The organism is Rhodococcus sp. AD45-ID, assembly GCF_003023755.1.
Classification (GTDB): Bacteria; Actinomycetota; Actinomycetes; order Mycobacteriales; family Mycobacteriaceae; genus Rhodococcus_F; species Rhodococcus_F globerula.
This window is the reverse complement of the sequence record NZ_PYHL01000002.1, coordinates 498,943-512,388: the sequence shown is the minus strand read 5'-3', so window position 1 is coordinate 512,388 and position 13,446 is coordinate 498,943. Positions and strand designations below refer to the sequence as shown.

Below are 13,446 nucleotides of genomic sequence, written 5' to 3'. Positions count from 1 at the left end.
GAACCATGCCGGTTGTTTCTGAACCATTCCGGGTTGTTCTACAGCAATTGTGGGCAGGATGTGGGCAAAAGTGGGCATAAGAATCGAACAGCGAAGGGTAATGATCGGAGCAGAGTTCCGAACTAGCTCGGCCGCCTGTCCGGACTGTCTGGTATGTATTGCCCATGAAACGAACCTTGCTCGCTGTGATCGCCGCTGCTGCCTTACTGGCAGGATGTGGAACAGACAGCACCCCTGTCGCAGTGAGCGGTGAGTCGGCAACTATGGTGCCCAGCACTTCTGTTGCCGTGGAAGAGATCGAAGCAACGACTACTCGTAGTTCCGCGACAACGACGGCATCGAACTGGGATCCTGACTCCGCCGATCCGATCGGCGATGCCGCCCAGAAAGAAGCTGAACGTCAAGTCGCTGCTAACCCCGAAGGTTCCGGGAAACTCGCCATCGAGATGACCAAACTGACAGGCGAAAAGCTGACCTCAGCCGATGCCCAATTGATGGCCGGATACCTCTGCGCAATCATCGCTTTGACAGAAATGAACAACGAAGAGGGCTACTCCAACGAGGACGTTGTCGACGAGACAAGCCGAGAAATGGGAATGTCGAAAGAAAATGCCATGCGACTTCTGACACTAGCTGTGGAATACCGCTGCCCCGACGCATCGATCAATTGATCTGATCGCACAGCAAACCTTGACGGCCCCACCAATTGATAGGGCCCTTTGTGTGTTCCGACCGGAAAGTCGGTTCGGCTGATGCTCCATATTTGCGGCGTGCGATGATTCCCGGAACACAAAGATCAGCCCCGGCGGATGCGGCAAACATCCCCGAGGCCCGGCCGACAGGCGAAGTGTCGACATGAACAACGGTACCCGCGCGCACTTCCGTGGACACTCCGATGAATCAACCCGCTTTCACGATCCCCTTCTCGCTGACACAATGAACCCCATGTGCTGGGTTCGACGCGGAGGAGGTGATCAGATTGTCGTTTCCAGTTAATCTCGTTTGCACCCTTACTGGTGCAACACCTGGCCAGTTGGCAGCTTGGCGAAAAGGCCCAAACCCACTCCTTGCCCCTGAGGTGTCCGGGAGACCACGCGCGTTGTATTCATTTCGCGACGTAGTCGCTCTCCGCACAGTCGCCAGCCTTCGAAAAGAGATCCCGCTCCAACGGATTCGACGTGCGTTCCTATCTCTGCAAGATATGGATCTCACTGATCATCCGTCTCGCTACACGCTCACAACTGATGGAACCTCTGTCTTCCTATTGGAAGGCGACAGAGCTACCGACCTTGTGATGTCTCCTCAACAGCAAGTTTTAGTAAGCCTTGACGACGTATTTAAACCATTCAAGAACTGGAAGGGTGAACAGGTCGTCGATTTTCTCAACCCCAGGCCGCGTCTCGAAGTTCGCGAGACCCGCATGGGTGGCTGGCCCACTATTCGTGGCACACGAGTCGCCTACGGAACGATCGCCAATCTGGTTAAGGACGGCGATGTCCCGGCCGAGTTTGTCGGCGAGTATTTCCCCACAGTTAGACCATCTGACGTGGCAGATGCTGTTGACTTCGACCGCCAGGTTGAATCTGTTCGGCGGCGCGCGTGAAGTTCTTTCTTGACGAAAACGTCAACCAAGGAATGATTTCCCATCTGACCTCGATCTTTCGCCCTCACGAGTTCATTGGAGTCAAGGAACTCCACAGTAAAGGCATGGACGACCTCGAACTTTTCGATCATGTGGCATCCGGAGGCTGCGATGTCTTCGTCACCGGTGACCTGATGCAACTGCGGCGGCCGAATGAACGCGATGCCTGCCGAGACGCAGGACTTCACTGGATAGGCATACACCAAGTGCATGCAACCGGCTATCACACAATCGCTGGGCCTGCATCGACTCTGGTGCACGCGCTCCCATTCATCATCGAGAAGCTCGAGTCCACGCCGCGTCCGACATTCTTTCGGTTGAAGAAGTCCGAGCGAAACAATACTCAGGTATTCGATAGCGCTGGGCACCTCTGACGATCGACTGAACCTGGCTGGTCACGCGGGCGTGCACTTCATTTTTTCCAGACGTAAACGATGCGTTCGTCATCGAGCCCACCTGGGCCGCGGCGGTCTGTAGGTTTCACGGTTACGTGGTCGAGAAGGATGGATACAACATCTCGGTGCTGGCGCGGCCCGGCTTGCTCCCACCATTCAACGATCGCCGACGGATCCGGCTCAGGTAATTCGGCGAGCACTTCTTGTTGTTTCATCTTCAGTTCAGTCGCCGCGATATTTGTCCGGACTTTGTCGGTGCCGGCGCGTAGCGTTTCGCGTTCGATGAGTCCGTCAGCGAAGTCTTCACCGAGAGCGGTGTACCGGGATCGGAGATCTTCGATGCGCGCTACCACGGCGTCGCGTGATCCGAGCTCGTTGATCGACTTCGTCAACGCTGCCCGAAATTTCGGTGAGGACAATCGGGCGAGGACACGTTCGGTGACGTCGGCGTCGAGGAGTTCCGCTTGAACGGACACCGTCGCGGGGCACTCGCCACTACGCGTCGAGCAGGTATAGACAGCGGCGCGACCGGCGGACGCTGACGAATACAGAGCCCGACCGCATCCACCGCAGCGAGCGATACCCCCACCGAGCAATGCGATCTGCGTGCGGCCTCCGGTGAACTTCGCGCGCTCCGGATCGAGCAGCAGTTTGCACAGCCGGTTATATGTGCGGGTTTGGAGAATCGCAGGGATACCGGCGTCGACGAGGTTGTCGCCGACTTTCTTCTTTCCGATCATGCGCGGATTGGTGAGCGCCCGTTTGATGGTGATCGGTTGCCACGTTTTGCCGGAGACGGTGGAGATGCCTTCCGACTTGAGGTGTTCGACGAGGCCTCGGAGTGATCCGCCTTCGAGAAGAGTGGTTGCCATCATGCGGATTACGGTTGCTTCGTCTTCGACGGTGGCGTCGTTTTTGTCGGTCCAGCCATATGCACGGCTCACTGTGCCCCCTTCGGTCACTGTATCTACCGTAACTGTAGCGGACATGAGAAAGGGGCGAGACCACATTGGTCCCGCCCCTCACGTCGAGCTAGTCAGATCACCAGGGAGCGCTGACCCGCACCCCGCGGAACTCGACCGGGGTTGGTGTCTTCGCTGCCGCTGTAGCCACACCCAACACCAGACCAGCGAGGGTTACGATGGCGCCCCACTTCTGATCGTTGAGGATGCCGAACACTCCCCCGGCCACGCCCTGGACGGCGACGAGCAGAAGGTACAGCGCGGTCCGCACACTCGATGTGGAATGCAGCGCCGCGAACAGCAGGGTGATGACGCCGAGGATCAGCGCCGACCACTGCGCAACCGTGGCGGTGTCGATGTAACCCCACGAAGCGAGGAGAACTATCGCGGCGCCGCCGTAGCGGTACCAGTTCTCACGGGCGGACGCCGGAACTGCAGTGCGGATGGAATCAAGAATGGACATGAGGGCTCCTATCAGTGGGTGATTGGGAAGTGCTGGTCTGGTCCGTCGGCGGGACGTAGCGCGACGGTTCCGGTCGGCGAGTAGAAGACGTCGCCATGTTCGAAATGCTGGACGATGTCGCCGTTGTCGAGAGTGATCTCGTCGGAGGTGGGCCATCCGAGTTCACCGTTCTCGAAGTCGGCGCGGCGCCAGGTGGCGAGGATCAAACCGTGCACGCGGTGGCCGTCCTGCTCCCCGTACTTGCGGTACAGCGGTCCGCCTTCGAATCCCTGAACGTCACCCCACGGCTTTCCATCCGGCCCTGTAAGTACGGTGTGGTCGCCGATCGGGAACCCGAGCGGACCGGTTTCCCATTCGTAGCTCGCGTACGCATCGAGCAGGTTGTTCGGGATCGCTTTCGCGCCACTCTCGGGCGACCAGTAGATGGCACCATTATCGAAGTGGGAGAACTTTCCGCCGCGGACACGGCAGTCCACCTCACCTTCCTCAAGCAGACCGAGCCATGATGTTTCGCCGCCGATCCGCTTGTACTCCTCGTTGATTGCGTTGAGAACAACCACCGGGACGGGCGCCGGCGCGAGGTACTCGGCAAGGATCTGCTTCGCGAACCACCATGGGAAACCGAGACCAACATCGGTGTGATTGCCGATGCCGAGAACCTTTGTGACGTAGGCATGGTCGGCGATGCCGGACCCGCGGCGGTACTTACCGCCACCTTCAGCGAGGATCTGTGTCGCGATAGTTCCCTTGCGCCGGCAAACCTCGAGGGTGAGCCAGACTGCGATACGAATGTCGTCAGCGCGCTGCATCCACTGCGCTTCGGTCCAAGACGCGCGGGACCCTGCGAAACACAGGTTGTAGGAACGGGAGTTCTCGTCGAGTACCGACCACGAGGCGTAGTCGTCGTCGACGACGTGGCAGAGGATTCGGTCACGGAGTATGTCGTGGTACGACGCGTTGTTCGCGGGATTGCCGCAGAATCCGGCGAGCTGGACCGCCGACGCGTTTCCCTCTTCGGTGTGCCAGTACGCATTCGTGACTGCGGCGCCGAAGCGTGACGATCTGGAATTACTGAGCATCCAACGGGTTTCGAATGCAGGTGCTGCAAGAGTCATGACTTCTCCTGGATGGTGAGTTGTTAGAGGTTGCTACTGCCCGGTGTCGCCGGTGGTGGTGTCTCGTGAAATGTGCTGCACTGTCAGTCGATTTCGGGCCGGGCCACCGATGATGCTGCGAGTTGCTGCAATGACCGTCACGTACACCTGCACCTGATAGTTCGCACCCGGCACCACGACAGACGAAGTTGACAGCGCCGACTGCTCTTTGTCGGTATCGAAGTACTCCATCTTCTCGGAATAGATGGAGCCGTCAGGCTTGAGAACGCGAACATTCCAGCCCACACCACCACCGAGACCAAAGCCGACCGAACCAAACCAGAGCGCGGCCCGAATGTCCCAAAGTCCTTCTTCTTCCAGGACGATTCGGCCATTGGTGATGTGGCAGCCCTGCATAGGTCCGATCTGGTTTGAGAAATTCGCCTGCCCGACATTCGAGAAACCGTTGGCTGTGTTCATGTACGCGGTGCCGTAGTCAAGGAGCGGCGACAGCAAATCACTGCGGTCGATGATGTCGAGTTGACCGTCACGGATGTCTTTCAGCGGACCGGGACCGAAGGAGCCGAGGCCACGGATCGCCAACGAAATGTCACTCAACATTTGCCCAATGTTGAGGAACCCGTTGAGGATGTTCAGCAGTAAGTTGCTGCGGACACCTTCAGCCAGGTCACGGATTTCGACGTTGCGGCCACCGGCGAAGTTGTACGGATCCACATCCTGAAGGCTGTGAACTGTGCTCTTCGTGTACGTTTTCGTCGGAACATAATTCGGCGTGAACGACGGATCGGTCGGTGTCACTCCACCCCACGCCATCAGAATTCGCCTTCGCCGCGCACCTGCGGATCGGCCTGCTCAAGCATCTTGTCGGCGATCCGCTTCTGCTTCATCTGAAATTCCATCGCCGCCATCTGATCCGCGTCGTATCCCGAGATGTCAGCAACTTCGATCTGCTCGCCGGCCTCATCTTCTGGCACCGGGTCAGGGATGTTCACCGACACCCACAGCACCCGATCCGAACCCGTCGCCGCCAGGCTTTCCGGATCGGGCACCGACTTGTACAGCGGATCCTGCGGCGGTGAACAACCCAGATTGTCGAAGACGTGGATCGCGAGAATGTGCTCGGCCATCGAATCCATATGCATCCCCGGCAAACCCTCACCCATCGGGGTGTCCTTGAACAGGTCCGCCATCGGGTGCCGGTTCTTGCGTGCCAACACAATCCCGGTCCGCCTGTCGCGGACGATGCCGTCCTTATCAGCCTTCGCCACAGCACCTCCTTTTCCGGTAGATACTGACAACTGTATCTACTGCTACTGTCCTCAGCTTGCGACACCGATGGATTGCAGCATCGCCTTCAGGCCCTCAACTTGGCGGGACAGCATCGCACCCGGTGTTTGTTCGCGCCGGTCATCGCCAATCGCGATGTCGTATCGCGGATCCTGGTCGCGACCCCACGACAGCTTCAACCCGTACACGTGGTCGATGTAGTAGGTGCCGCGCTTACCGATCTCCACCGCGGTGCGGTCGCCGAGATCGAAATGCTCACCGACGCGCCACGGTGCGAAGTTGACCACCGACACCTGGTAGGAGCGGTACGCCTTCGTCTTGTCGAAGCCCGTCTGGATCGCTTGCAGTGCGGACAGTGATGCACCGGTACCACCGGATGCTTCCCACCACTCGCCGTAACCCGGACCACGAATGCCCATCCTGTTCTGCCGTACCGGATTCGCCATCCGATGGAACGCCAATACGACGTCCTCAATGACAGAGTCGAAGATGCCCAGCGCGAGTCCGGCGTTACCGAACATCGCGCCGATGTATCCCAAAATTGCATTCGCGATGAGCTTCAGGCCAGCGTTTATATAGTCCGGTGAGTGACCGCCAGTGACAATTGCGCCAGCCAACGCCTTGTGAACTGTCGCCTGCCACTGCCCAATTCCCGAGACGCCAGTCCGCTGGGCGTTGCGCCACGTCACGAACGGCCGCTCCGGATCCGTGCCCAGGAACCCGGACAACGAGTACTTCGCCGGGTTCGGGGCGCCCACAACCGCGGTGACAACCTGATTGATCAGATCGTCCGCGATGCCCGTGACGAGATGTGTCAGTCCGTCGATAATGTTTCCGGCCTTGCCGCGGTACCCCGACTTATCGACGACGTCGATCGTGAGTGTCGATTCCGTCAAGATGAAGTGGTCCGGCGCAGGCTGCGGCATGCCCGGGAACCAGCGCTTCACGACCACCTGCAGGCCGGCCAGTGCGAGACACGGTGCAATGACGTCGTGCAGGTTCCCGAAGCGTGTGGTGATGACCTGCCACATCGATGTGTCGCTGAAGAACCCGACACTCGGGAGGACAACAATCGGCCAGTTCGCCGGGTTCAGATTCGCCAACCACGACGACGGATCGAACAGGTCTTCCGGCAAACCCCACAGAGGTCCGAAGCGCCGCCGTAGGTTCAGGAAAATCAGAGACTTGATTCCACGCACAGACGACCCCGCATACGACCAAATCTTGGGGGCTTGCAGCTCTGCTGGGAGGGCAGGATTTGAGTAGCAAATTATTTTTTTGCAGTGCTCGTACTCATGGAGGAACTTGATTTCGATGTACTCGAAACCCTGCTCGTCGCCGCGGTTCGTGATCTCCGACGCCTTACCAGTCCACTCCTTGCCGGCCATCTGCACGCGGATGTGAAGGTCCTCGTCGTCTTCGAGTTCTTCGATGACCCATTCGCGGACTTTGTGATTGCCGAACAGCGTGAGGTTTCCCTCGCCGGTGTCGTTCAGCTTCTCCTCGAACGACGCTGCGACTTCACCCAAGATCGGGACAGGGTTGCGCCAGTTCTTGTCGTAGAGAGTGATCTTCGGGCGCGCGCGCATGATGGAGATGCGTTCGATGGTGCGTTGACGGATTATTCGCCGGACCTCGTCAGGGGTCATCAGATCAGCCATCAGCAATCACCGCCGATACGGTGCAAAGAGTTATCTGTGTGTACCGGAATTGAGTTCACAGTGCTTCACCACCAAAAAAGCGGTCCCACTGCTGTACGGCGAACACACTGAGTTGCGTTTGCGCGGTGCCGCCCTTCAGCGTCACCGGAAGTTCGGCGCCGACAGTGTGTGGTGGCAGCGAGTTATTGAAGTCGCCCTGCAAATTTGCGACTTCCTGACTGTCGTCCATCGCCTCGAGCGCGATCTGCAGCGGGTTCGTCTGAACGTGAAACGACTTCCCCACCCCCAGCGGCGGAAACTCCAAGAAGATCCGCTGACCTGCCGAGGTATGCCACTTCGGGTACACACCCAACGCGTCCGGCAGCGTGAACGTCGACGACGTAGTCAGCTCGCTCGAGGCGTACTCGAGCCAGCATTCCTGATCCGCGAGATTGTCGATCAGCAACGTCCGCTGACTGATCCGATTCGCACCCGACCCGCTACCCGTATCGAACGTGACGGTGTCCTGCAGCGTCCGCGAATACCAGTAGGGGTCGCACGCCAGCAGGGTCAGTGACCACTTGAACTTCGTCGTCAGGCCGGGGCCGAGTTTGAACTGGTCCTTCGGGGTCCGCTCGAGTCGAACGGTGATCTCGCGCCAATCATCCTCGCCGGGACCGAAGTACATGCGGATCACGAAGTCGGGGCGCTTCCCCTTCGGTGGTTTCATGATCTTCCACAGCAGCGTTTCGACTTGCATGAACTCGGTCCAGTTGCGGCCCTGTACACCGATATCGCAGTCGAGGATCCGTTCCTCAACGCGCGGATAGTCACTCGGGGTTGAGCCCGCCTGGTAGGCGTGATTCTCCCGGACCTGGGTGATCGGTGTGTGATAGAAACCCGAGTACCCCTCGAGCAGCGAAATGCCCTGCCCGACAAAGTCCGGTCCGAAGATCGGCACCGACACCAAGTCCTGCTCGAACGTCGGACTCGTCGGGTCGAAGTCCCGCATGATCAGCAGGACTGGGAAACCGCCGTTGAAATCGGGATCGCAAGTGGTCATTGATATCCATTCCCTCTAGACCGGCGTCAGCGTGGATAGGCCCTGGCGGGCGGCGCGTTCCATCTCGGCAGCGAACTGTTGCGGTGTTCCGTTGTAGCCGTGGAACTCCTGCGTGATGTTGTAGGTGTCGCCGCCACCGCTCGAGGTGCGCATGTAGTTCGCGGCGCCCTGATCGACTGCCTCACCCCAACGCCGCTCCAGGCCCAGCGGGGACGCGAACTCGCCACCGATTTCCTTCATCGCATTGATGCCCCAGGTCCGGATCTGCGGGCCGAAGTCCTGCCGCGCCAACCACGCATCAGCGCCTTCCTTGCCGCCGCGCGCAACAGTGTCGTTGTAGAACGTGTCGTCATATCCGGTGTTGTTCGGATCGAACGCCGTCGACGGACCCGACGTAGCTGCAGCTGCAGTTGCCGCGGCGTTCGTGGCACCGTTGTTCGGCATCTGACGCAGAATCTCGATGAAGTCCGGCCGCTCGAGAACCTTCACGAAATCCTCGAAGATCGGCGTCATCTCCGGTGACAGGACACGCTCAGGCTTGATCGTGTACTTCGGCATCAGACCGATACCGTTCGCGATACCACCCTGGTCATAGCCCCCGCCTGTCAATACTGCGACGCCCTGACCGCCGAACTTCGGATCACGAAGCAGGTAGTTCAGCGACGCGCGGAGGTTCGATTCGGGATCCCAGATGTTGTCGAAACCAGGATCCTTGAACGAGGCGAAGGTTGGGTCGATAACCTGGGCGAGGCCCTTCGATGGAACACCGTTCTGGGCGTTGATATCCCAGTCGTTGATCGCGTTCGGGTTACCGCCGGACTCTCGTTGAATTTGGTACAGGTACTTGTCGACCAACGAGCGGTCGATGCCCTTCTCGTCGAAGAGCTTTTCAACGAGTGGGCGCCACTGCTCGGCACCGGAGCTCTTGTCGTACGGGACATCTCCACCGCCGCCGACACTCTGAGACTTTCCGCGAACCATGTTGAGGGCGGCCTCAGACAATTTGTCGTACATAGCCAGTGGGATTTGACCGAACGCACCCAGCCCGTCGAAGTTTGGAATTTGCGATCGAAGCGCCTTGACCGGCGCCTCAAACAGGTTGGCGGCCATGTTGCGGCCACTGTTGACGACAGCTCCCCCAAGGTCTTTCACGCGGTCCCACAACGACTTCTTTTGGTCCTCCGACAGATCGCCGAGCGGTGCCGAGTTGGCCCAGTGAACGTGATCGAAGTGGCCGGGGAGGTCGCCCGCGTACACCTGGTTGGCGAGCTGGTTCTGATCGGTGATCGACTGACCGCCAACGTTGTAGAGCAGCGGACCCGGACCCCAGATCAGCTGTGAAGACTGTGGGTATGCCTCGTAGATCCAGTTCGCGTACTGCTGCTTGTTCGGGCCATCGATGTCGACGGCCTGACCGCGCCCATGGAATCCGGAGTGTCCTGGGCGGAGAGCCGACGTAACTGTCACTTCTGGGAAGGTGTTCTGGATGACGTCGGACATCCACGTGTCGGCATCGGACCCGAACATCACACCGCCACCAATAGCGAAGCGCGCCGGCCCCTTTCCTCCAACGACCTTCCCACCGTCGCGGTAGTTCCCTGCGAGGACACCGTGCCGTATCCGTTCCACCGCAGAATGGCCGCCGGCCGCGTTGACTTCTGCTGCAGTCCACACATGCTCGTTGTTGGACAGCCACGCCGGGATCTTGTCGTCGCGGGGCCCACCTGCGCCGAAGACGGCACCTCCGTCACGACGGTAGATGCGATCTGTGCCTGCGCCCTTGCCGCCTACCTCACCTATTGGGTCGATAGTTGGCCACGCTGGAAGGCCAAGAATCGAGTGGACCGCGTTCCATGCCTTCCCGAGTCCGTTGTTGAGCACTGTGTCGATGATGAAGTTGATTGGTTCTGCGACTTTGGCCTTGAGTCCATCCCAGATGGTTCCGATTCCATCGACGATGGTTCCGAAGAAGTCCTTCAGAGTGGACAGGGCTGTCTTGATGTTTTCGAACTTTTCGGACAGGAACTCTTTCGCCCGCTGCATCGCCTCTTTGGCGTTTTCGAGACGTTCGCCCCACACTCGGGCGAACTCCCGAATACCTTCGATCACGACAGGCAGAACCTTCTCCGCCAACCACGTGATCGCCTGCGTCATCGGCGGCAGAATGTTGTTGACCAACCACACGATCACATCGATCAACTTCGGCAGCAGTTCCGCCGCAATCTCAATCAACTGAGGAATGAACGGCGCGATCGCCAACACGATCTGCGAGAACGAATCAACGATCGTCGGCAGCAACGGCGCAAGCGCCTCGAGGGCCTTCACGATCGCGTCACCCAAAGCCAGTGCCACCTCAGCGAGGATTGGCGCCATCTGCTCGATGATCGGAGCCATCTGATCGACCAACTGCTCGATCACCGGCGCGAACGCATCAAAAATCTTCGTCAACGCCGGCGCCAACGCCCCGACGAGCATCGCGATCATCTTCGCGAGGTGCGGCAGAATCGGAGCCAACGCCGTGACCAGCGACGAGAACGCATCACCCAGTGGGCCGATGGCAGGTGCAAGGGCATCGATTGCACCGACAAGCGCGGTACCAATCGTCTGCAGGATCTCGGACAGCGGTTCGATCAATGGCGCGAGAGCTTCCATCAACGAGCGCAGCAGTTTCGACAGGACGGGCATCACTGGAGTGAGCCCATCAGCGAGCATCGAAATGAACTCCGACAGAACAGGTAAGACGTCGATCAATGCCTCACCAAACACCAACCCGAGCTGTCCCAGGGAAGGTGCGAGCATCGCAATCGACTCACCGAGCGTTTGCAGTAGTGGCCCGAGGATGGGGCCGACGATGTTCCCGAAATCGATCAGCCCGCCGAGCAGCGCATTCAGGCCACCACCGAGACCGTCCATCATCGTGGAGAAGTGACCGATCAGTTCCGTCAACGAACCGTCCGCGAATGCTTCGGTGAAAGCCTCACCGATACTTCCCAGCAGGTTGCCGAGTGAATCACCGAGCTGCCCCATCACCGGCGCTGCAGCATTACCGATGTCGAGGATGCCGGTCGTCAACGCCGCCAGCCCTGGCTGCATTGCCGTGATCAGATCGGCGGTACCAGCGAAAATGTTCTTCAAACTGTCCTGCGCGCCGGCTGATCCCCAGAACGCCGCGAACTCCTTCGCCGCACCGTTGATAGATGTGCCGACCTGCCCCATGCCTTCTTTAAGCATCGGCATCGACGTCGTCGCGAGGTCCGTGAACGCCACGTCCAGTCCAGCGAACATGTTGTCCTGAACTGCTTTACGAACCTCAGTCCAAGCCGGACCGAGTTCACGCATCGCCAACACAAACGACCGCGCATTCGGCGACAACTTCGCCAACGCCTGCGCCGTCTTATCCGCAGCGCTCGACGTATCAGTCAGCGCATCCTCAAGATTCACCTGCGCTTCCGCAACAGCGTCCTGCGCGTCAGCGACACCGCGTTGCGCATCCGCCATGCCCTGCTCGGCATCAGTAACACGATCCGCTGCGTCAGCGACTTTCTCTTTCGCCTCGACAACCCGATCGGACTGCTCGACGCCCTTCTCGTTCGCTTCCCGTGCGTCCTTCTCGATGTCTGCGTTGCGGCGCATCGTTTCTTCTTGCCGACGCAACGCCTTATCGACACCGAGAGCCGCATCAGCGCGGTCCAGGGCCGACGCTGCCGGGTCAGCGAACGTCTGGTCGTACGCTTCCCGTGCGCGAGCGAGCGCCAACTCTGCGTCACGCTCATCGATCGCGGTGCCTTTGAGTGCGAAGTTCAGGTCCTCGATCTGACGGACCGCGTCCTCGCGAGCCTGCGACAAATCCTCCTGTGCCCGTTGCGAATCCTTGTTCGCTCGTGCAACAGTTTTCTCGGCCGATTCGAGGCCACGATTCGCTGACTCCACGCCGCGGTTCGCAGACTCCACACCTTTACGTGCAGATGCGACTTTCTTCGCCTGCGCTTCCGCATCAGACGCCGCGGACTCGGTCTCGGCACTGAACGCGGAGAACGCGTCCCCGATGCCTTTCATGCCGACCAACGTCGTCGCCAAACCAGCCGCGCCAGCGACACCGACAGCACCCAAACCTGCGACCAACGCGCCGACAGCGCCGGCCGCGATACCAGCCGCACCACCGATCGCGCCGATCAACGCGGAGATACCCGCGATCTTCAGCCCCGATGTCGCGACCCGACTCAGCGACATTGCCAGCCGGTTGTTGTGTTGCGTCGATGAAGAGTTCCCGGCGCCGCTACCCTGCGTGACTATGTTCACGGTCTGCGTAACCGGCGCTGTCAGTAGCGCGAGTCGGGCGCGATAGGCAGCCTCGTCCATGTGCAAGTTCACAGGGACGGTGATGTTTTCGGTAGCTAGCTTTGTCTTCAGCCACTGCACGAATCGTCTGATCTCGCCAGCAGTGACGTTGAGATTGATGTTGACTCTGCCATCCGGCAAAGACTTCATCCGCTCTCTGAAAGACGCTTCATCAAGCACTGGTTGCACGTGTGCGATGAACTTCTTTTTCGCGAGCAGAGCGTTCAGTTCGGCACTGAACCTGTTGACTTCCGACTTAGTGACGCGCAATCCGACGTCAGCTTGGACGCCCTTAATCGCGCGGACAGCTCGACGGAACTCAACGACATTCGGATTGAGATCGACCTTCGCGGCAAGTTTGATCCGGTCGAAATGCTTCTGCGCTGCCTTCGTCGCTTTCTCAGCGGCAACTCGAACCCGACGCTCGAACTCGGTGCCGACGTCGCCCCACCGAAGTTCCGCTTCGACTACGGCTTTTGCGTACGGGGCTGTCACGCCGGAGGCTCCTCGGGATCACACAAGAGGTGATGCCCGGCCCACA

At 59.5% G+C, this 13,446-nt stretch carries 11 protein-coding genes and 1 pseudogene; 4 read left to right on the top strand and 8 right to left on the bottom strand.

Going from position 1 to position 13,446, the window contains the following annotated elements; genetic code table 11:
• Nucleotides 1–164 precede the first annotated feature (164 nt).
• The 4 genes and pseudogenes from C7T36_RS18615 (at nucleotide 165) to C7T36_RS30800 (ending at nucleotide 2,016) form a co-directional block, all read left to right on the top strand.
• Nucleotides 165–671, top strand: a complete 507-nt coding sequence (locus C7T36_RS18615) for a hypothetical protein (RefSeq protein WP_045067121.1) — start codon at nucleotides 165–167, stop codon at nucleotides 669–671.
• 299 nt (nucleotides 672–970) lie between these two features.
• Nucleotides 971–1,168, top strand: a pseudogene (locus C7T36_RS30600) (MerR family transcriptional regulator); the annotation flags it as partial.
• A 33-nt stretch (nucleotides 1,169–1,201) separates the two neighbouring features.
• Nucleotides 1,202–1,603, top strand: coding sequence for a DUF433 domain-containing protein (locus C7T36_RS30595; protein ID WP_239654746.1), 402 nt, complete (start codon nucleotides 1,202–1,204; stop codon nucleotides 1,601–1,603).
• Nucleotides 1,600–2,016 carry a hypothetical protein gene (locus tag C7T36_RS30800; protein ID WP_045067119.1) on the top strand — a complete coding sequence of 139 codons (417 nt, stop codon included), beginning with the start codon at nucleotides 1,600–1,602 and terminating at the stop codon, nucleotides 2,014–2,016. Before C7T36_RS30595 ends, C7T36_RS30800 begins: the two co-directional genes overlap by 4 nt.
• A gap of 38 nt (nucleotides 2,017–2,054) precedes the next feature.
• Here C7T36_RS30800 and C7T36_RS18600 read toward each other — a convergent pair whose 3' ends face one another.
• The 8 genes from C7T36_RS18600 to C7T36_RS30590 all read right to left on the bottom strand — a co-directional run bounded on the left by C7T36_RS18600 (nucleotide 2,055) and on the right by C7T36_RS30590 (nucleotide 13,400).
• The gene (locus C7T36_RS18600) at nucleotides 2,055–2,981 is read right to left on the bottom strand and encodes a recombinase family protein (RefSeq protein ID WP_045067118.1); all 927 of its coding nucleotides are present in this window, start codon (nucleotides 2,979–2,981) and stop codon (nucleotides 2,055–2,057) included.
• A 97-nt stretch (nucleotides 2,982–3,078) separates the two neighbouring features.
• Entirely contained in the window at nucleotides 3,079–3,462 is a 384-nt protein-coding gene (locus tag C7T36_RS18595; protein ID WP_052683506.1) for a hypothetical protein, read from the bottom strand.
• Between the two features lie 11 nt (nucleotides 3,463–3,473).
• The gene (locus C7T36_RS18590) at nucleotides 3,474–4,577 is read right to left on the bottom strand and encodes an LGFP repeat-containing protein (protein WP_045067117.1); all 1,104 of its coding nucleotides are present in this window, start codon (nucleotides 4,575–4,577) and stop codon (nucleotides 3,474–3,476) included.
• Nucleotides 4,578–4,610: 33 nt separating this feature from the next.
• A complete protein-coding gene (locus tag C7T36_RS18585) occupies nucleotides 4,611–5,390 on the bottom strand; it encodes a hypothetical protein (protein ID WP_052683505.1) in 780 nt (259 codons plus the stop codon).
• Entirely contained in the window at nucleotides 5,390–5,845 is a 456-nt protein-coding gene (locus C7T36_RS18580; protein ID WP_045067115.1) for a hypothetical protein, read from the bottom strand. The genes C7T36_RS18585 and C7T36_RS18580 overlap by 1 nt, the downstream gene beginning before the upstream one ends.
• A gap of 51 nt (nucleotides 5,846–5,896) precedes the next feature.
• Nucleotides 5,897–7,525, bottom strand: coding sequence for a hypothetical protein (locus C7T36_RS18575; RefSeq protein ID WP_045067114.1), 1,629 nt, complete (start codon nucleotides 7,523–7,525; stop codon nucleotides 5,897–5,899).
• 55 nt (nucleotides 7,526–7,580) lie between these two features.
• Nucleotides 7,581–8,567, bottom strand: a complete 987-nt coding sequence (locus C7T36_RS18570) for a hypothetical protein (RefSeq protein ID WP_045067112.1) — start codon at nucleotides 8,565–8,567, stop codon at nucleotides 7,581–7,583.
• Nucleotides 8,568–8,582: 15 nt separating this feature from the next.
• Nucleotides 8,583–13,400, bottom strand: coding sequence for a transglycosylase SLT domain-containing protein (locus C7T36_RS30590; RefSeq protein ID WP_052683504.1), 4,818 nt, complete (start codon nucleotides 13,398–13,400; stop codon nucleotides 8,583–8,585).
• Nucleotides 13,401–13,446 lie beyond the last annotated feature (46 nt).